Origin of the sequence: Nostoc sp. T09, from assembly GCF_002154695.1 — a bacterium.
GTDB lineage: Bacteria > Cyanobacteriota > Cyanobacteriia > Cyanobacteriales > Nostocaceae > Aulosira.
Genome location: NZ_MTAV01000101.1, coordinates 1 through 19,989, shown reverse-complemented (window position 1 = coordinate 19,989; position 19,989 = coordinate 1). Strand labels below are relative to the sequence as shown.

The 19,989-nt window shown below is 42.9% G+C and carries 11 protein-coding genes; 3 read left to right on the top strand and 8 right to left on the bottom strand.

The window, feature by feature from the left end:
• Nucleotides 1-874 precede the first annotated feature (874 nt).
• The gene (locus tag BV372_RS20215; RefSeq protein WP_086688282.1) at nt 875-1,744 is read right to left on the bottom strand and encodes a polyphosphate kinase 2 family protein; all 870 of its coding nucleotides are present in this window, start codon (nt 1,742-1,744) and stop codon (nt 875-877) included.
• Nucleotides 1,745-1,812: 68 nt separating this feature from the next.
• Nucleotides 1,813-2,316 carry a hypothetical protein gene (locus BV372_RS20210; RefSeq protein WP_143845212.1) on the bottom strand — a complete coding sequence of 168 codons (504 nt, stop codon included), beginning with the start codon at nt 2,314-2,316 and terminating at the stop codon, nt 1,813-1,815.
• Between the two features lie 250 nt (nt 2,317-2,566).
• On the opposite strand from BV372_RS20210, the gene BV372_RS20205 reads away from it, so the two are divergent.
• Complete coding sequence (locus BV372_RS20205; protein ID WP_086688281.1) at nt 2,567-3,298, top strand: Uma2 family endonuclease; 732 nt, start codon at nt 2,567-2,569, stop codon at nt 3,296-3,298.
• 137 nt (nt 3,299-3,435) lie between these two features.
• On the opposite strand, the gene BV372_RS37160 is transcribed toward BV372_RS20205, so the two are convergent.
• The 6 genes from BV372_RS37160 to BV372_RS20175 all read right to left on the bottom strand — a co-directional run bounded on the left by BV372_RS37160 (nt 3,436) and on the right by BV372_RS20175 (nt 16,638).
• Entirely contained in the window at nt 3,436-4,194 is a 759-nt protein-coding gene (locus BV372_RS37160) for a YbjN domain-containing protein (RefSeq protein ID WP_218776747.1), read from the bottom strand.
• Nucleotides 4,191-4,427: a hypothetical protein gene (locus tag BV372_RS20195; RefSeq protein WP_218776746.1), complete on the bottom strand. Its 237-nt coding sequence runs from the start codon at nt 4,425-4,427 to the stop codon at nt 4,191-4,193. Before BV372_RS20195 ends, BV372_RS37160 begins: the two co-directional genes overlap by 4 nt.
• A gap of 44 nt (nt 4,428-4,471) precedes the next feature.
• The gene (locus BV372_RS20190; protein ID WP_086688279.1) at nt 4,472-5,203 is read right to left on the bottom strand and encodes a PoNe immunity protein domain-containing protein; all 732 of its coding nucleotides are present in this window, start codon (nt 5,201-5,203) and stop codon (nt 4,472-4,474) included.
• A 74-nt stretch (nt 5,204-5,277) separates the two neighbouring features.
• Nucleotides 5,278-10,383, bottom strand: a complete 5,106-nt coding sequence (locus BV372_RS20185; RefSeq protein WP_086688278.1) for a DUF4157 domain-containing protein — start codon at nt 10,381-10,383, stop codon at nt 5,278-5,280.
• 244 nt (nt 10,384-10,627) lie between these two features.
• Nucleotides 10,628-15,331 carry a hypothetical protein gene (locus BV372_RS20180; RefSeq protein WP_086688277.1) on the bottom strand — a complete coding sequence of 1,568 codons (4,704 nt, stop codon included), beginning with the start codon at nt 15,329-15,331 and terminating at the stop codon, nt 10,628-10,630.
• Entirely contained in the window at nt 15,331-16,638 is a 1,308-nt protein-coding gene (locus BV372_RS20175; RefSeq protein WP_086688276.1) for an ATP-binding protein, read from the bottom strand. Before BV372_RS20175 ends, BV372_RS20180 begins: the two co-directional genes overlap by 1 nt.
• 369 nt (nt 16,639-17,007) lie before the next feature.
• Here BV372_RS20175 and BV372_RS20170 point away from each other — a divergent pair, with 369 nt between their 5' ends.
• Nucleotides 17,008-18,204 carry a CHAT domain-containing protein gene (locus BV372_RS20170; protein WP_256973341.1) on the top strand — a complete coding sequence of 399 codons (1,197 nt, stop codon included), beginning with the start codon at nt 17,008-17,010 and terminating at the stop codon, nt 18,202-18,204.
• 134 nt (nt 18,205-18,338) lie between these two features.
• Nucleotides 18,339-19,989: NB-ARC domain-containing protein (locus tag BV372_RS20165; RefSeq protein WP_256973340.1), on the top strand; the 1,651-nt coding region annotated here is incomplete at its 3' end.

The window sequence follows — 19,989 nt, the reverse complement described above, 5'->3', positions numbered from 1 at the left end:
AAGCTCTACAGTTCTTTTTTGAGCGCGGCTGTGCATTTATCACACAGCTAAGTGATGTATTGCGAAATATATATAAATATGACGGAGAGGTAAAAAACTTAACCCTCCTCACAAGTTCCTCACATTTCAAAATTATTGTTAAAGCATCAAGAGTAGTTTTTTATTTCCACTACTTATATTTCTCTTTATTCCCTAGATCCAGATTCTTCAGCCTGCTTTATTAAAAGGATTTCACAAATATGAGTTACTGTCCTTGCTGTTCTAATATATTGTTGCAACACCTACGCGGTTCTGAAGTTTACTGGTTCTGCCGTCACTGTTGGCAAGAAATGCCAGTATGGGAGGCAAATTCTACTTCATTATCAGAAGAAGTATTGGAAGATTCACCTAGAATCCTGCAACATCAGAAAAAAACTAGTACAAATGTTTCTGCCAGTAAACGCAAAAGCAGAAACGGGTGGATAGGTGTACACGATATACCCGCCTAATAATTATAAGGCGGGAGCTACACCTGTATAAAATTTAACAACTTATTAGCGATAAATAGTTTTGAGAAAAACCTTGAATGCCAGTGTTTGTTTTTTCATTTAGTTGTTGTAGTTACTCTAACATTACCTGAGCTAGCTTCCAAAACAACGTTGCTCTCATATAAATCTACAGAATAATTGTGCAAGATGCGGCGCGAAATCGCCGCATCTTGCATTATGTAATGGTGCGCAAAGATTACCGCATAAGTTAAAGGGAAAAAATCCAATCTAAACCGCGTCTATTTTGAAACCCATAGTTTTTTCTTGATTGGGTCAGGAATTACGCAACTGTTACAAGCAATAGCGCGGTTTAATCGCGCCGTCCGCCAAACATTTAAGATAATAAGTTAATTTTCATCTTCTAACATTTGCTTTGCTTGCAAAAGTTTCTGCTCATGTTCCTCGCTGACAGTGGGATATTTCAGATTCAATTCTTTTAATTTTGTGCCGATGATATCAGCAACTGCAAGGTGTGTAAACCATTTGCGATCGGCAGGAATAATATACCAAGGTGCCCATTCAGTGCTAGTATGCCGAAAAGTCTCTTCATAAGCACTCATATAATCATCCCAAAAAGCTCGTTCTCGGATATCATTAGCAGAAAATTTCCAATGTTTTTCAGGTGATTCAATCCGCGCTAAAAAGCGTTTTCTCTGTTCTGATTTAGAAACATTCAGAAAAAATTTGAGGATAATAATACCATTATTGACTAAGTATTTTTCAAAATTATTGATTTCCTCAAAACGCTGTTGCCATATCTGATTTCCCTTAGGAAGATGAGGAAGTTGCTGGTTTTGAAGAATTCCGGGATGTACACGCACCACTAATACTTCTTCATAGTATGAGCGGTTAAATATCCCAATTCGTCCGCGTTCTGGTAAAGCTTTCACTGAGCGCCAAAGGTAGTCATGGTCTAATTCTTCTGCACTTGGTGCTTTAAAACTAAAGACTTGACAACCTTGAGGATTGACACCAGTCATGACATGTTTAATTGTACTGTCTTTGCCAGCAGCATCCATTGCCTGAAAAATAATCAGCAAGGCATAGGTATTTTGTGCGTAAAGAATATCTTGGTAAGATGCTAGCCGTTGAATATCTGCTTGTAATTTACCTTCAGCATCAGCTTTTTGCTGGTAATCACCCTTATATGCAGGGTCGTATTGCTTTTGTAAAGAAATCTTCGATCCTGGTTTAACAATAAAAGCGTCATGATTCATAGAAAATGGCTCCCACAGGTGTATATACCCAGCCAGATTTAGCATTATAAAGTATTAAAATTAGCAAATTATCTTTGCTTATAAATATTATCTCTTTGTAATTTTCGCGGCTTGCGGATCGGACGCATGGCTTCTCTACCTAAGATAAACATCCCCGCTACACCCAAGCAAACAAACCAAACATATTGATACCAAAATTGCTGCATCTGCTCAACTGTACTGAATTGTAGATTTAGGGTCTTCAAGTGAAGCAATAATATTAGTATCATCAGAGCGCCAAAACCAACAAAGCTTAAACCCACACGAATCCTTGCAGGTCGCAGATCAAAGTCACCTATCTCCTCCAGATTAATTTCTGCTAGTTCTTTTAAAGATTCCTCAGCTAAAGATGAGGCTGTTTGTAATTTGTTGCTCAACTTGGGTGGTAAAATCGGCAGGAGTGTTTCCACGGCGGGGCGACGTAGTAAAGCCTCAGTATCTCGCAGCAATACCAAGGGCTTACGAGTATTAGCAGATGGCAATTCCATGTTGTCTGTAGCAGTTGTCGAAGTAGCTTTGCCTTCAAAATCCATACATAGCAAGCCTTAGAATAATTAGAATATAAATAGCCTAGCGAATCAGTTGGGGGCTATGCAAATAGTTAGCAAGCAAGGCAGCCCTAATGAACAATTTTTACTCCCTAGGATGAGGATAAAAGCAAGGCAAGGGTTGGAGTCTACACTTGAGCGATCGCAATCGACTTAAGTTAAGAATATCCCTAGGTGAGTTAATTGGGTAAAATTAGATTTATCTTGTCCAAATAGTTGCAGATTAGAAATTATTATGTCTTCTGCTCAAGATTTAGCAATGATTTCAGAAGACGCACTAGAAGATGTTATATTTCCTCCTGGCGACTTATACAGTGACGAACCGCCTTTGGAAACAGAACTACACTTGCGGCAAATACTGCTGTTGATACAGTGTTTAGAATGGTACTGGAAAGAGCGTCAGGATTTCTACGCTTGCGGCAACATGACAGTATATTACAGTCCGCGTCAGCGTAAATCTGAGCAATTTAGAGGCCCTGACTTCTTTGTAGTTCTAAATACTGAACGCAAAACACGCAAAAGCTGGGTAGTTTGGCAAGAAGATGGCAAATACCCAAATGTGATTGTAGAAATTCTTTCTGATAAAACAGCTGCTACTGATAGAGGCTTGAAGAAAGAAATCTATCAAGATATTTGGCGGACTCCTGACTATTTTTGGTTTGACCCAGAAAGCTTAGAATTCAAGGGATTTCATTTATTAGATGGTCGTTATCAACAACTGCAACCAAATGAAGCAGGCTGGTTATGGAGTCAGCAATTAGAGTTATATTTGGGGATTTACCAATCAAAACTGCGCTTTTTCACTGCTGATGGGCAACTCATACCCACACCCGAAGAAGTCGCACAGCAGGAGCAGCAACAGCGCCAACAAGCCGAACAAGAACGCGAACAAGCTCAACAGCAGCTTGCAGAAATGGAGGCTATGCTGGCTCGTTATCGGGAAAGGTTTGGTGAGTTATCTGAGTAACTTTGTTTGCTATGGTAGCAGGCGATCGCAGTTGCATTATTTCCAAAGGTAGCAGCATACTGCGATCGCTGCCTTAACAAGAAAAATTGCCTCTTTTCTTTTAGTTACTGGGGTGATTTTTCTTTGATGCCCCCATTTCAGTTAATATTAGGCTGTTCGATAGAACGAATTGCCTCTTCTGGGGAGATATTGCCTTCCATGACAGCGCAGATTCCTGGCAGATATTTATCCATCATGAAGACGTTAGTGTAGACGAGTCCTTTGATCAAACTTAGCGCCAGTGGCTCATCGGCGGTATCAATGCTGGTTTTGTAACGGATTTCACCATTAGCAAAATTTAGCTCAAAATTACCAATGATCGTACCGAGATTTGCTCTTGTGAGAAACTCTGCCATGATAGAGCGCTTATCTTCTGGCGTGTTGTTTGGAAAAACAGAATAGAAAAGGAATTTTGCTTGCTCATCAATAGCTTTAGCGTAGCAGTCCCATCTACCATTTTTACCTTGAAAAGCTAGTTGAATTACAGGAATACCATCCAGTTGTTGAAATTCCCATTCATCTGATTTAAAGAAATTTATTATTGTCTGAAAAATTGATTGTTTTGAAATTGATGGGTTCGTTATTGTTGACGGAATTACATTTGCTAATTCATCAAAAAAATGTCCAATTGCTGCATTTACCTGGGTGTTATTAGTTGCTTCTTCGGGTAAGCCTGACAAACCACTATTTGCTATTTCTTGAAATAGATTAGCAATCAATTCATTCGTTAATTGAGTTGACGCTAATTCCTGAGGCATGGTTGCTAAACCAGTACTTGTCAGTTCTTGAACTAAATGAGCGATCGCGTCAGTAATTTGCTTACCAGATTCTCTACCCGAACTTGTTTTTTGAGTCATGGCGGATCACCACTTACCTTATTAATTAGCCAGCGCCCAAAAAAATAACTTAATAATACAATTCCAATCCATCCCAAATTGGGCATAATGTAATTTTGTATCCAATCTGGAATCGGTTTATCTTTGCCAACGTACCAGGCAAGAGCAAATACTATTGTAGAAACTAAAAGAGCAATAACATATTGCAGAAAAACTGGAAGAGTTTTCAAATCTACTTTTTTCCGAGTATTCATAATTTTGAGCTTCATCTTGATTAAAGACTCAATCAATAAAATGATTAGGGTATTAGATCTCTAGGATAAAATATGTTATCAGAGAAACTCTTGTCATCAATGTTTAGCATTTTCACAAATGCCGCTAGTTCAAAACACCAATATCCAAAAAAACCAGCATCTTCTCCCAAATGGGAATCATACCAATAGGCTTTCTTCATACCTTTATAATACTGTGTTAAAAAGTTTTTGATCAGGCCGATCTGCTCTGTTCCTGTAGTATTTAATGCGTCAAAAAGTAACTTATAAGGTTTAGGATAAAGAATTTCTGAAATTTCTGGGCGACCTGATAAACGTAAAGATACAAGTTTTTCAAACACTGCATCTCTTCCATCATTATTTAGTTCTCCAACTAATTTATTAAAATAGTTATCGTCTATATCCAATAGGATAGCCAAGGAAACTAGCCATAAACCATATATATATGCATCGAACTCTTTAAAGTTATAAACTGCATGACCAGGTTCTTCTTGATAGGCAATTAATGCATCAACAATCTGTGGAAATGACTCTTTTAAATGTTCAACTGTTTCACCACGAGAATATCGAGTAATCATCTGCTCAAGCTGCCGTCGAAAAACTGTATGACGTAGGTTTCTGCGATGTTCAACTGCTGTATTGGGGTTTCCAATCACGTCATTAAATTTTCTTAGCATTTCCGCATTATAACGAACTTGCTCATCAAAATAAGCTTGTTCTTTAAAGGTTTCTCGCTTTGTTAGTGGTTGCTCTTGCATGTCATCAAACCCTTCGATAAAAGTGAATTAGAATTGTTTTCTACTTATAAAGCTAACCAAATTTATCATTACTGTTACCAAGTAATCTTAGTTTTTATTACTTTGCCACTGGGATCAACGCGCAACTCCCAACGCTCATAACCGTCTAATCGTATTTGGTCAGCAAGCTTTTTACCTACCGCATGATCTAGCCTTGCATCTGCCCAAGGCTCACTCATCTGTTTGCCACTCTGGGTTTGACCATACCCTGCCGTATCATACTTGGCTTCGCCAACTACCCACTTTGGTGGCGGATTTGTGTTTTCGTAGACACCATCAATTCCCTGAGGTTTGGGTTTACCACCACCAGATCCAGGTGCATCATGGGAACCCCGCTTCACAAAACCATTTTCTTCCATGAAAGCGTCAGCTTTTTGTTCTCCGAATTTGCCTTTTTGAGCGGTAGTCAGAGGTTCGCCTTCAACTGGTTCGGCTACTGGTGATTCAACATCTTTGAAAGATTGTGTTTCTGGATCGTAAACTCTTTCGGGGCGTTGAGGTCCTTCTCCTCTCAAAGGATTACGCTTATAAACTAACTCACCATTAACTTCTGCCCAATGATAACCTGGTTCCGGATCTGGATAACCTAGCTTCTCGGCAAGGGCAGCGCCTTTCGACTGGGCTGGTGCAGACTCAGCAGGGGATGGTTGTTGTGTATTCCTAGCTTCAGCCAATTGTTGTTCAAGCTGCTTAGCTTGCGCCGCTTTCGCTTGGGGGTCAGGGTTAGCTTCAATTTGATTAAGTCGTTCTTGTAGAGCCTGCTTTTGAGGATGGGAGTCAGGGAGTTCTCCAATTTCGGCTCTTAGCTCTGCACAAGTTGAACACTTGACAAGACGCCCATCTTGGGTAACTTTAACTTCGTGTTGCCCATCGGCTGTTTTTTCTTTTGCAACAATCCCTTCTTCAATTACTGGCTCATCAAGATGAGTACTGCGCTTGCCATTTGGTGTTTCTACTTCAGATGTAACACCAGTCTCTTTAACAGGAACAGGTTCTTCGATAGGTGCGCCCTCTGGAGTTGCTTTTGTAGGAGTACCTTCGGCAGCAGGAGTTGTACCTTCTGGCGGTGCTTTTACAGAAGTTGGTTCGGGGGCAGCAGTGGCCGTTCCTTCCCCAACAACGGGTGCGGTTTCGGCAATTGGGGCGGCAGAGGGTTTGGTAATACCAACCTCCTCGGCAAAAGCCTGCGCTCCACCAGCCATGCGCTGACCGATCGCAGTTTCTCCTAATGCCTTACCACCGACTTCTGCTACCTTCGCCATACCAATTTGCATTGCCATATTGCCGGCGTTTTTGGTGTCTTCGGTCATGCTGTCGGCTTGGTTCTGCAAATCTTTGGCAGAGGTTGCGGTTGCAGCATCAATCAGGTTTTTGATGAAGACGAGGGCTTGTAGAACCAGCGCAACTTTGGCAGCAGCAATTGTCCAACCACCGACTGTACTAGCTACAGTTCCACAGAAGGAAATGATCGGTGCTAGGGCAGCAGTAGCTCCGCCGGTGAACAAGAAGCCAATAATGGCGATCGCTGAGAGGATAATTGCGATCGCCAGTGCTAGGGCCGCAATTGACCCTAAGACAATCGTGATTCCTGTGGCGATATCAGCAGCAGATTTCAGCAGGTTGCCTAGAGGATCGCGCTTCCACTGCTCCGCACTCACCAAATTTGCCACTCCTGAAAATGTCATACTCAACCCCTGCACCACACCCATGAGTGAGATTCGAGGGTCTACCAACCCCTGCACCATATGACCCAAGAATTTCGGCCATTGAGTTTCACCGACGGATGCAAAAAGGTGGCGTCCAGTCAAACGCAAAGCAATGGCTGATTTATCAGCGGCACTCAGTTTTTCAAAGTGTCCACCTGTTAACTGCTCAATCTCATTGATTTCGTTTTGACGGCGAGCTTGTTCTTGCTGTTGGGCTTTTCTCCGGGCTTCCTCAGAAGCTCGCTGTTCACCTGTTACCCAAGGTGGCAATTCATCTGTAAGTTTTCCACCCCAATTTAAGTTAACTCGGTCTTCATATCGTCCAGCAACAGTGCGCTGGATGAAGGCTGTATTGCCTGTTTCTTCCTGATTTTGTGTCAAGGTTGAACCAGGAACTGAACTCATTCCCTGCTGAAAATTTTCTTGTGTTTTGTGTAGGCGACTTTCCAAATCAATAGAAGCTTGAACAAGCGATGCTCCCTGTTCGTCTAGGGCTGTTGCACTTGCTGTCATCTGAGCCGGACCTTGTTTGACGCTGGCTAATTGAGTACGACCTGCCAGATTTTGCTGATCCATTTGAGACAGCTTGTTCTCAGTTTGTGTCAGCGTAGCCTCCATCGTGGAGATTTTGACTTTGGTCTGGGTATTAGTTTGCTTTGCTTCTCCCGCTTCCTGACTCAGGGATTCTGCCTTAACTTTAGTTTGGGCGATCGCATCATCCGTACTCCGAATATCGGCATTTACTTTGTTGAGCTTTTGTCCCTGCTCTTGAGATTTTGCTGCTGCTTCGCCATCATCTGGCGTCTTCGATGAATTTTCTGCTGCTAGCTGTCCTGCTTCACCTGCCATCGGACCCGATTGTTCCTTCCCTTCATCAGCCTTGGCAGTGTAGGTTGGAGCTTGTTCTGCCACCATGTTTGCTTTTTGCTCAGAGGTGCTCAGAGCAGATTTAGCTTGTCCAACTACCTCACGTCGATAGCTGAGGTGAGTTTGAGACTTCTCAACGCCTGCCTCGGCTTGCTGAATTCCTGCCTCTGCAACCTTGATATTGCCACGAATAATCTCAGCATTACTGCGCTCTAAGGCTGCCTGTTGCCGTATACTATGCCCCTGTTCGCGCAAAACTTTTACTTTAGCTGCCAAATTTAAAATCTTAGCGTCCCCCTGGGGGTCTGCGGGTAGCAGCTTTCCCTCAGCATCCATTGGAATGACGGGCTGAGGTGATACCATCTCAACGGGGGTATTGGGAACTGCTTGAGCATCTGCGATCGCAAAGGCTTGATTCGCCAGATTTGCCGCTTGCTCTGCTGCTGGGAGTGCACCATCCTCACCTTTAGCTGCTTTTTGCTCAGGTGGAGCTGTTTCTTTGCTATCTGTTAGAGGTTTGGTTGGCTTGTTTACTTCTTCGACTACTTTGGTTGCTGTCTGCTCCACCTGCATCTCATGGGAAGAGCGCCCAGAATCAGGTTGAGCTTTTGATAACAACTCACTCTTTTTCTGCTCAACTTGAGTGCGATCAATTTGACTAGTTGAATTATTTGGCTGAGAACCAGGCGATCCATCTGGAGAGTTTGTCTGATCCTGTTTCAATGCCTGATTCATCTGTTGTTTCACCCTGGCATTGGCAGATCCAGCTGTTTCTGGATTTTGGCGATTGGCAACCTGTCGCTGAATTGTCAAAGGAGTGCTTGATGTTAGGGAGATATCGTGATTTATCTTAAAGTTGCTCTCCAATGGACTGGCTTGCCGTGAAATTTCTTTTGTTTGCAGCTGTAATTTATCCCGAGATTTTGTCTGCAATGAAGAATCAGGCAATCTATTGGGTGTTGTGGAGAAGTTGCTATCTGCAAGTTCTTTGGCTTGAAGATCGGGCATCCGCATTACTCGATCGGCTACCTGTTCTGCTTCTTGTTCAAATGCATCTGACGGATCGCTGATCGAAACCCCTGCGTCTGTGGCTTTCCCCGCTACTGCTCCGTTTGCCTGCTGCACTGTATGCACAACTTCATGGGCAATCAAATGCTTACCTTCTGACGAACTGGGGTTATAGCTACCTGCACTGAAAAAGATATCTTGACCACTAGTAAAAGCGATCGCATTCACCGATTTATTGAGGCGATCGGCTTCGGTATTAGTGTGAATCTGTACACCAGATAAATCAGTATCTAAGCTCTGTTCTAGATGCTGTTGAACACCCTTGTCTAAACTGCTACCACCGCTAGATGTTGCCTGTTGAATGCGCTGCCCAATCGATTGCCCAGGACTCGCTTCTGGAAGATCTGCAACTCGTTGGATCGTACGCTGGCCGGGGACAGCAGGTTCAGGTTGGGGAGGTCCACCGATCGCACTTGGAGAAGATGGCCCAAACCCTAAACTGGGTGGCAATAAGCGTCCAACATCAACATGCATCCCTAACATTAAGCTGTCACCGCCTGTATTCATCTCCAAGCGCAACCAGTTCAATCCAGGTACAGGGAAGGTTTTTCCATTCAGTTGATCTAGTGCGAATTGGCGAGTGCTGGGATCGGAAAGCACACCTGCTAGCGCTCCTGCACCAATCAACACAGTAGTGCTGACAACAGCAACCTGCTCACCAGTTCTTAACCGTCGCCAGTCTTGAGAGAAGCGATCGCTTGCTTGTGTTTGCAACGAATTTAGGGCACCATCAATTGCCGGCACAGCCATAATCGCTGACAGCAAATCCCCGGCTGTGGCAGTTTGGGGAGTATCTGGCCCTGCACCCGCAGGCACCAGTGGAGCAGCAGGAGGTGGGGTTGGGGTAGCAAAGGGATTGGGTGTGTTAGGACTGCCAGATCCCTGATTGGGTAGAACTCCTAAATTGATCTGGTTTAGGGCAGGTCGAATCGCTGCCGGATGCAACTGCTGCTGGATATGCTGCATTGCCATTGCTTGCAGCTGCGGATCGAGTTGTAAATGCATATCCATACCCAGCCCATAGCGTGAAGCAGGGTCGGGAGGTTGCAGCAACGAAGGGGGAGAAAGTTGGTAGTTGGGAACAGGTGGCAAACTGCTGGTTTCATCTCGTTGGATAACCGGATTGTCTGTTGCGCGTTGCACTTCTTCTTCCTCACAAGCAGCACATTTACGCTGCACTACTTCTGGGGTAAGCGGCTCATGAGTTTTTTCTATTTGACCTGTGGAGAATGTTGCCTGGGAACGAAACAGCGATATTCGACTAATGTCGTGACCAAGGGGCTTTTCTTTGATGACATCTGGTTCCGATAATTGCTCACCAGCAGACTGCGCTTCTTGAAACTCGGTTGATACCTCAGTTGCTGTTTGGACAGGAGCATGATTTGTTACCCCAAAACCGCTGGTTGGGTTCGCCAGCGTTGGAGTTGTTGGTGAGACAAGCGATGGATTTGAAAAAGTGGATGTACCTGCTTTCTTTCGCCCAACCATGCGTTCGCTCATCTCACTATTCCTCTTAGCTATGCGATTTTCCTAATGCCACCACATTCCGAATTCACCAATATTACAACCTGTCAAGCTGCCAGCGGTTTCGACTAAGGTCTAAATTTCACTCCACAAGCTGTTTACAAGATACTCTTTTGAGAAGTTACAGCGGATTTCAAGCAATGTAAGTACAGATTCTCAATTTCAAACTCAGTCATCAAGCCTGTCTTGCTTCTGAGTTCTGGATTCTAAATCCTGCATTCTACTGTATATCATTGCAGAGATGGCGATCGCTCTCACTAATGTTGGGGTTAGTTGTCAGATAAGCATGTAGCCATTGACAGCCGCGCACCAAAAGAGCATCTAGCTCTGTAGGAGCATCCAAATGGTTGATTTTCCAAATCCTGACAGTTTTGCCATCACTAGCAGAGGCGATCAATTTACCATCTGGACTGAAACTTACACTGTTGACACAGTTATTATGTCCATGAAAAGTTTGCAGATCTTTGCCTTCTAAGTTCCAAAGTTTTACTGTCTTGTCATCACTGGCAGAAGCAATCAATTGACTATCAGGGCTGAAAGTTACACTGTTGACAGCATCTCGATGTCCCTGAAGGGTTTGCAATTCTCTACCATCCAGGCTCCAGAGTTTGACTGTGCGATCGTCACTAGCAGAAGCAATCATCTTACCATCGGGACTAAAGCTTACGCTTCTTACCCAATTTTGATGACCTTGGAAGGTACACAGTTCTAGTCCTGCTAGATTCCAGAGTTTAACTGTGCGATCGTCACTGGCAGAAGCGATCGCTTTACCATCAGGACTAAAACTCACGCCCCAAATCCAATTGCAATGTCCGTGGAAAGTGCGTATTTCTCTGCCATCAAGACTCCAAAGTTTGATTGTTTGGTCATCACTCGATGAGGCGATCGTGTTGCCATCTGGGCTAAAACTCACGCACCGGACTCTATCGCTATGGCCTTTGAAAGTTTGGAGTAAAGTTCCATCAACACTCCAGAGTCTCACGGTTTTATCTTCACTGGCGGAAGCGACTATCTGCCCATTAGGGCTGAAACTCACACTTCTCACCCAGCAAGTATGCCCTCGAAAAGTTTGTATTTTTTTGCCTTCAAGATTCCATAGTTTTACTGTTTTGTCCTCGCTGGCTGAAGCCAGAATTTGCCCGTGGGGGCTGAAACTCACGCAACTGACTCTAGCACTATGTCCTTGATGGGTGGGCTTTTCTATACCTTCAAGGCTCCAAAGTTTGACTGTACCGTCATCACTGGCTGAGGCAAGCAACTGACCATCGGGACTAAAACTAACACTTCTGCTCCTAGCGCGATGCCCCTTGAAGGTTTTGAGTACAATTCCATTAAGGCTCCAGAGTTTGACTTTACTGTCATCACTCGCTGAGGCAATCGTTTGACCATCGGGACTAAAACTTACATTTCTGACCCGATCGCTATGTCCTTGTAGGGTTTGCACTTCTGTGCCGTTGAGATTCCAGAGTTTGACTGTGCGATCGTCACTGGCAGAGGCAATCATTTGACCATCGGGACTAAAACTCACACTCCTGACTCTAGCACTATGTCCGAGTAAGGTTTGTACTAATGTGCCGTTGAGGTTCCAGAGTTTGACTGTGCGATCGTCACTGGTGGAGGCAATGATTTTTCCATCGGGACTAAAACTCACACTCCTGACTCTAGCACTATGCCCTAGTAAGGTTCGCACTTCTGTACCGTCTTGCTTCCAGAGTTTGATTGTGCAATCGTCACTGGCAGAGGCAATCATTTGACCATCGGGACTAAAACTTACGCTTAAAACCCAGTCAGTATGTCTTGTAAAGGTATTCAGCAATTCTGTATCATTAACTCGCCAAAGTTTCACTGTTTTGTCAGTACTTGCTGAAGCTAGTATCTGCCCATCGGGACTGAAACTAACACTATTAACACCAAGATTATGTCCTTGCAGAGTTTTAACTAAAGTCCCGTCCTGCTGCCAGAGTTTTATTGTACTGTCGTCACTGGCGGAAGCAATCATCTGTCCATCGGGACTAAAACTCACGCTCAAAATTCTAGCGCTATGCCCTTGCAAGCGATTTCGCTCTTGAATTCCGTAGACTGCCTGTTGTAAATTAGCTATCGTCTTCTGCTTCAGCTTGATATCCACTAGTGCTGGTATTTCCTGTAATTTTTTTCCAGCCTGAACAGCAGTGACTAATGCCTCAAGTTGGTCGTGTGATAACAGCAACGCTTGAGAAAGAGAACTTAATGCCTCAATTTCGGCAATCTCTGCTCGCTGGCGTTCTTGTTTTTCTTGAAACTTAGTCAGCTTCAGTTCTTCTAATAGTTCAGGTTCTTGTTGTTGGCGGATAAACGCAATTAAATAATCATGAACTAGGTGATAGCGATCGGCTGGTTGTTCTCGGACTCGAAATACAAACCCTGCACTCACTAAAATTTCTAAAACTAAATCTAATTGGTTAGCCTTTAATTGCAAGCCAGCTGTGTCTATCTTTTCTATCAGTTCAGCACGAGATTTGAGGGGACGGGTGCCGTTTTCATCTGTTAACAGAAATAAAATGAGTTGAGCAATCCGTTTATTTTCTAGACCGCAGTCTTGAATAACTTGTTCTAAATATCGCTCAACTAGTTTTGCTTTTGAATTAGAACCAAGTTGTTGATATTGTTTGAGGGTTGTTATGTTGTCCTCTTCAAGTTGCGCTCCGACAATCTGTAATTCGATGGGACGCACAACTCCTAAATCTCCCGCTAAATCTTGCACTAAGGCATCAATTAGCGTAGGTTCAAAGTGACAATGCGATCGCGCCGTTAAACTCTGGATATTTAATTTGGCATCTTCTGGCGAAAACTCTTTTAGAGAATAACGAATATTTTTACTAAGAATATCATTATTGATAATATCTAAATTCGTGAAACGCTCCCACTCTAACAAATAGTGTAAATAATCTTCCCTGAGTAACAAAATGATTTTTACACAGGGAATATTCAAGGCTGTATGTAAAAATTCATAAAATGGTCGTCTTTCATATAGCTCGGTGCAAACAAAGAAAAACTCTTCAAACTGATCGAAAATTAAAACTGTTTGTAAATTACAATTTTTATGATTTCGCAATTCTGTAATAATATCTGCCACTGAATTTAGAGTTGCAGGCAAGCTCATGCCTTTTTTCTCCAGCGCATCGGACAAAGCATTACCCAATTCTTGCACCCAATTTGTGTAAAATTTCTGCACTACCGGCAAGGTTTTATATTGGCTAATTGGATATTCCAGCGCTGGTAGTAGCTCCTTATTTACCATCGAACTCTTACCCACCCCTGATTGACCGTGAATCACTATCAGTTTGTGATCAAAACGGGAAATCCTTTCTTTTATTAAGTAATCAACTTCTTGCTGACGACGAGCAGAAGTAGCAATTTCTGAGTTATTTGCTGACTGGGTAGATGGGACTAATGCCGAGTTAATTACCTGTTGCTTTAGCGGCAGTTGATCTGCACCTATGAATGCTCGGAAGCCATACTGATGTTCAATTTGACGTTTTTCTTGTTTGATTTGAAAAGCTTTGAGATATTGACCTTGCTTAAAGTAAAGCGATCGCAATACCTCTAAAATCCGAATATAAACTGGTGGATTATACTCAGGTTTACTTTCTGCTCTGGCAGTTTCTAAGTTTTTAATGGCTTCTGGAACTCGATCGAGATGCTGTTGTGCTTGAGCCAATAACAATAAATCCCAACCGCCATGAGATTGCCAAGCCTGAGCTAAACTAGTACTCTGCTCTAAGTAACAATAATTTAGGGCTGGCTCTGCGGCATTTTCTAGAATGTGCTGTGCTTTTTCAGTATATTGTTGTGCTTGATGCCAAGCTGATTTTGCCAGTGCAACCTCGGCTAACAAACCATAACTATAAGCAAGTCGGATGGGATAGAAATAGAGTTGATGCAAATCCTGCGCTCTTTTAGCAATATCTTCCAACTCATTCCACTGGTTTAATCTTAGTAAAACTTCTCCTAAAGCATTGATAAACTTAGCTTCTAAATCGGGGCGGTTAGCTTGCTGGAATACTTTAATTGATTGCTGATAATAGTCTTTTGCTGTGGTACAAGATTGCTCGTACCGGGAACGGTGTAGCACAGCATCTGTACGCCACCAAAGACCCAAGCAGAATAGTAAACACCCTTGCCATTCTGGGCGATTGCACTTTTCCCAAAACTCTAAACTTCTTTTATAGTGTTCTAAAGATTGTTCCATTGAGTTGCAAGCATCTCGTCCCAAAACAAACTCTAGACTGGCTTCTAGCTCTGGTTGCAAATTTACACCACGACGTTGTAAATCTTTCCTGGCTGACTCCAACTCAAAGCGACGAGATGAACCAACACCTAAATTTAGGGCTGCATTCAAGTCTACAAATGTATCTGCACCTACCTCTAGAACTTTGGAAAATACGTCATTGACTGTTTGTTGTAAGAACTGAACTAACTCATCGCTAGTAAGTTCAAATTCAATTGTTGTTGCCCAACTCTCAAAATCCGGCGTGAGGCGAATCAGCTTTTGCAATACTTGATCGTTAACCCACAACAATAGGGGGAAAGGAAAATTTTTGCTAAATTCCTCCCTGACTTGATTTGTAGAAGTTAGTACAGTATCAATGTCACTTACTGTATCTAGACCAATTACCATCAATGCTGGTGGCTGCTCACAACCAATTTCTGCCTGAATGGTTGTGTAGAGCGTCTTGATAGACTCAGGTAGAATTAGTTCTCGAATTTTGATACTTGCTAGCTCCCGCAGCCGTTGCACCATGCACTCTCGTAGAACTGCGTAGTTACAACGTAAAAAAATTAGCGAAAATTGTCCTTGAGAACGGGCGATCGCTCGTACTAACGCCTGCAATGAACTCTCGTTCTCAGCCGCAAAATTTTCTGTTTGGTATGAATTAGCCATCACTGCAACTCTCTTGCTTCTGCCAAAATCGGATTAATATCAAACCACAAATCATCCTGATACCGATATTCAAAGACAAACATACTGTGTATCAAACTTTGATATCTTTTCTCTCCTCTTAAGCTTTTTTCTTGTGCCACTTGATGCAGCAAGTCCCACTCATCATCGGTAATTGTATTTTTTAGCGTATTAAAGCGTTGCCTAATCACACTTGCCAAGCAGTCATCGGAGATAGGTAAATCATCTGTTTTTTGCAGACAAGTTTGCACTAACATCAGCAAAGTTCGCACATGACCACCGCTAACTCGGCACAGTTGTTCTAAAGTCTCAGGACTATCAAAAACCTGGGTAATTAAATTACGGCTGAGTTCCCAACTGACACCGGGAAAAGCTCTAGCCATGACCAACTGTTGTAGAAGAGTAATTCCTTGTGAAAATTCAGAACTGTCTTTTAGCTGTATAGGAACCATCGGCAAAACTTTGGGATCTACCCCAAATCGATCTGTCAGCCTTCCTAATACGTTAGAAAAAATCAAGACTAGGGGAATTGTATAAACTAGGTGGCAATTGAGTTGTTTTAACTGTTCACCTCGGTCTACAAATAAATATTCTGCCTGACTAGAGCCTGACGGCTTCATCGAATTATGTAATTTTTCGAGATTATCGACAATTACCACTAATCCTTTTTTATTTTGCCACTTGAGATTTTTGATGGCAGGTTCAAGGACTTCCTGGTTAATTGCTTCTAAAAGCCGATTTGTTTGTGGTTCTAGAAAGTACCTTAACTGACTGCGAAGCCTAGGACTATCTTTAGTTTTAGCAGTAACTTTAGCAATATTGCCGGGGATAGAAAACTGTACATCACTAACATCAATTGGTGTTTGTAAAATCTCTGCAATTTCCCGAAACAAATTTACAAAATAGCCTGATGTCAGTTTGATTTTAATAGCTTCTAGGCTTTCAGTTACCTCACGGGCGATCGCTAATAAAATATCTGTAATATCAACATCTGCCATATCCATATCATGGCTAGAGTTGAAATAAACTACATGAAACCCCTGCTGCTCTAACTCTGCTTTCAGCCGCAATAACTCTGTAGATTTACCACAGCCGACATGGCCTGTAAACAGTTGGCAGGTTGGCTTATCTGGTGAATAACGTGCGATCGCTCTTTCTAATTCGGTAATAATTTTGCCACCGCGCACAGAGGAAAAATCGATATAGTATTGCCGATCCTCCGCATTCCCCACGACAAGGGTTTTGCTGGGGTCACACGCTTGATAGAATTTTGTTAAATCTAATTTCATAAAAAAATAATCTGACCATACTCTTTACATTACATACAGAGCGAAAAATCGCTATTTCGGGTCAGATTACATGGAAAAAATTAATAAATATTAATTGTCCAATTAAGTATAGGTGAGTGTGAGGCGATCGCACTTGTTTGTAGTTGCGCTTTAGCGCTAAAGCGCAACTACGAGCCAAATCCAGAAATTTTACTTTTGGTTACATAGTTTGTTCTTTTCTCACCGATTTACTTATAATTTCTGAGTCACGTTTGACATATGAGCTAAATGTAGATTTGATTTTGGGTAGAAGGCATGAACTGCAAGATAAAAAATGCCTAAAATTATCCATAAAGCTAATCAAAAGGCTGACAGTAGGGTTGCTCGAAAGTGAATATCAACCAAAAACAGCGATTGGAAAGACAACGAGATTCCCTGCAAGACGAGTGGAATCTGAGAAATGAGAAGTTAACGCAGTTGCGGCGCGCGCTAATAATTGAAGCTGGGGCTGCTGTTAAGTTTCAGTTAGAACAACAAATCCAAGCTGAGGAAACAGAACTCAAACGCTTGGAGCAAGAATTAGATAACATTGAGCAAACTCTTTCCACCCTGAATTTGGTCAAGCCTCTTGCAGTCGAGCAAACTCCTTCCCAGCCAAATTTTGCCCAGCCTCCTATCACTCCATCGCAAAAAGACCAGAATCAAAGCCGTGATTTGTTAATGAAACCCAAAAAAATCCTGATATTAGCCGCAAATCCCAAGCAAACGGTAAGATTGCGCCTTGATGAAGAACTGCGTGATATTAAGGAAGGCTTGCAAAGGTCGTTGAATCGGGATAACTTTGACCTGCGGTACGATTTAGCAGTCCGTCCTAGGGATATTCGCCGCGCGATTTTGGATTATCGACCAAATATTATTCACTTTTCTGGGCATGGAGTAGGGTTAAAGGGATTAAGCTTTGAGGATGAAACGGGAAAAGAACAGTTAGTTACGGGAGAAGCATTAGCTGGTCTTTTTGGGCAGTTTTCTAACCAAGTAGAATGCGTGCTATTGAACGCTTGCTACTCGGAAGTTCAAGCCAACGCCTTAGTCCAGCGCATTAATTATGTGATTGGGATGAATGATGCAATTGGCGACAAAGCCGCGATTGAATTTGTTGTGGCTTTTTACGATGCACTTGCGGCTTACAATAGGGAATACGATTCAGGTTCGCCTGTAGAGTTTGCTTTTAATATTGCCCGGAATGCCATTGAGTTAGCTGGCGTGTCTGGTGAGTCGATTCCTGTAATCAAAAAAAATCCTCATATTATAGATAAAACACCTAATTCACCAGTTGTGGAACCACGTACTAATAGACAAATTTCTGGACAAACTAAGATTTTTATTTGCCGTAGGTTGACGCAAGACTGGCAAGATTTAGCCGATTATTTTGAGATTCAACCACACGAACGTGCTGGTTTCAAAACGGGAAGAGAACCCCACAGTATTTGGGAGTGGTTAGAGCAAAGAAATCGACTTGGTGAATTAGAATCAGCTTTGATTGAGATTGGGCGAGAGGATTTAGCTCAAGAGTTAAAAAAAAACTAGTTGATGATGTTGTCCCTAATCGTCGAATTTTAGGGAATCTTTGCAACGTCCCAGAGTTACCACCGCACTTTTTACCACGTGAAGAAGAACTTGCACCCTTAAAACAGAAAGTATTATCGCCGACGAAGCAACGTGTGGGGATTACCGGGAAAAGTCGGCGGGTTGGAGTACAAGGGATGGGTGGAATTGGTAAAACAGTCTTAGCTACAGCTCTAGCACGGGACGAAGAAGTTAGACAGGCGTTTCCTGATGGAGTGTTTTGGATAACATTAGGACAAACGCCTCAGATTTTAACTTGGCAATCCTATCTGGCTTCGGCGTTGGGCGACAAGCAAGCGGCGTTTACCGAGGTGGGATTGGCGAAAGCGCGGTTGCGAGAGTTGTTTGCACAGAAAGCTTGCTTGCTGATTGTGGATGATATCTGGCGTTTGGATGATGCGACGGCGTTTGATGTATTGGGCGAACGCTGTCAGATGTTAGTTACCACCCGTGATGGGGCGATAGTCACGGTGTTAGGAGGAGAAGAGTATCAGCTGGCGGTTTTAGATGCACAACAGGCTTTAGAACTGTTGGCAGATTGGGCAAATCAACCGGAGATCATGAACTCAAGCCCGCAAAATGATGTTGTTTTGCAGGTAGCGCGCGAATGTGGGTATTTACCTTTAGCATTGGCGATGGTAGGCGCGATGATGCGGGGGAAATTGCCAAATCGCTGGCAGAATATTTTAGAAAAACTCCGCAGTGCTGATTTAGAGAAAATCAAACAACAGTTTCCCGATTATCCTTATCCCGATTTACTCAAAGCAATTGCTGTCAGTGTAGAGGCTTTGGATGAGAATTACCAACAGCGATATTTAGATTTTGCGGTATTTAGAGAAGATACATCCATACCTGAAGCAGTTTTGCAGACTTTTTGGCAACCCTTGGGGTTAGATGAGTTTGATACCCAAGATATTATTGATGAATTGGTGAGTAAATCTCTGGTTTTGCGGGATGAAACGGGAAATTTGCAGTTACATGACTTGCAGTTTGATTATGTGAGGAAGCAGTACGCGACCTTAGCAACCGAAAGTGAAGGGATAGGGTTTTTACACAATCGGCTGTTAAATGCTTATAGCGAAAAATACTCCGCAGGCTGGCATAGTTTAGAGAATGACGGTTATATCTGGCAGAATTTAGCCTATCACTTGCGGTTGGGGGGAAGGGAAGGAGAATTACAACAACTGCTGTATGATTTTCGCTGGTTGCAGGCGAAGTTGGAGAACATCAATATTAATGCTTTGCTAGCAGATTATGATTTTTTGTCGGAAGATGAGAATTTGCAGTTAATCCAAAGTGCGTTGAGGCTGTCGGCACATATTCTAAATGAGGATAAACAGCAATTAGCAGGGCAATTATTAGGGCGGTTGCTAGGTTTTGAAAGATCAGAAATTCAAAGATTGCTAACCCAAGTACAGCAATGCAAAATTCTTTACTTACTTCCGCAAACAGCAAGCTTAACTCCGCCTGGCGGTTTCTTAGTACGTACCTTGGTGGGTCATAGTAATTGGGTAAGTTCAGTTGCCTTAACTCCAGATGGCAAGTACGTAGTTTCTGGTTCCCATGACTACAGCATCAAAGTCTGGGATTGGGAAACGGGAAAAGAAATGCGAACCTTGGTGGGTCATAGTAACTGGGTAAATGCAGTTGCCCTTACCCCGGATGGTAAGTACGTGATTTCTGCTTCCATTGACAAGACCCTCAAAGTCTGGAATTGGCAAACTGGGGAGGAACTGCGAACCTTGG

Excerpts from the sequence above, each read along its gene's own strand:
- BV372_RS20175 (WP_086688276.1), bottom strand. The coding sequence starts at position 16,638 with ATGAAATTAGATTTAACAAAATTCTATCAAGCGTGTGACCCCAGCAAA.
- BV372_RS20180 (WP_086688277.1), bottom strand. The coding sequence starts at position 15,331 with ATGGCTAATTCATACCAAACAGAAAATTTTGCGGCTGAGAACGAGAGT.
- BV372_RS20215 (WP_086688282.1), bottom strand. The coding sequence starts at position 1,744 with ATGAATCATGACGCTTTTATTGTTAAACCAGGATCGAAGATTTCTTTA.
- BV372_RS37160 (WP_218776747.1), bottom strand. The coding sequence starts at position 4,194 with ATGACTCAAAAAACAAGTTCGGGTAGAGAATCTGGTAAGCAAATTACT.
- BV372_RS20185 (WP_086688278.1), bottom strand. The coding sequence starts at position 10,383 with ATGAGCGAACGCATGGTTGGGCGAAAGAAAGCAGGTACATCCACTTTT.
- BV372_RS20190 (WP_086688279.1), bottom strand. The coding sequence starts at position 5,203 with ATGCAAGAGCAACCACTAACAAAGCGAGAAACCTTTAAAGAACAAGCT.
- BV372_RS20210 (WP_143845212.1), bottom strand. The coding sequence starts at position 2,316 with ATGGATTTTGAAGGCAAAGCTACTTCGACAACTGCTACAGACAACATG.
- BV372_RS20205 (WP_086688281.1), top strand. The coding sequence starts at position 2,567 with ATGTCTTCTGCTCAAGATTTAGCAATGATTTCAGAAGACGCACTAGAA.
- BV372_RS20195 (WP_218776746.1), bottom strand. The coding sequence starts at position 4,427 with ATGAATACTCGGAAAAAAGTAGATTTGAAAACTCTTCCAGTTTTTCTG.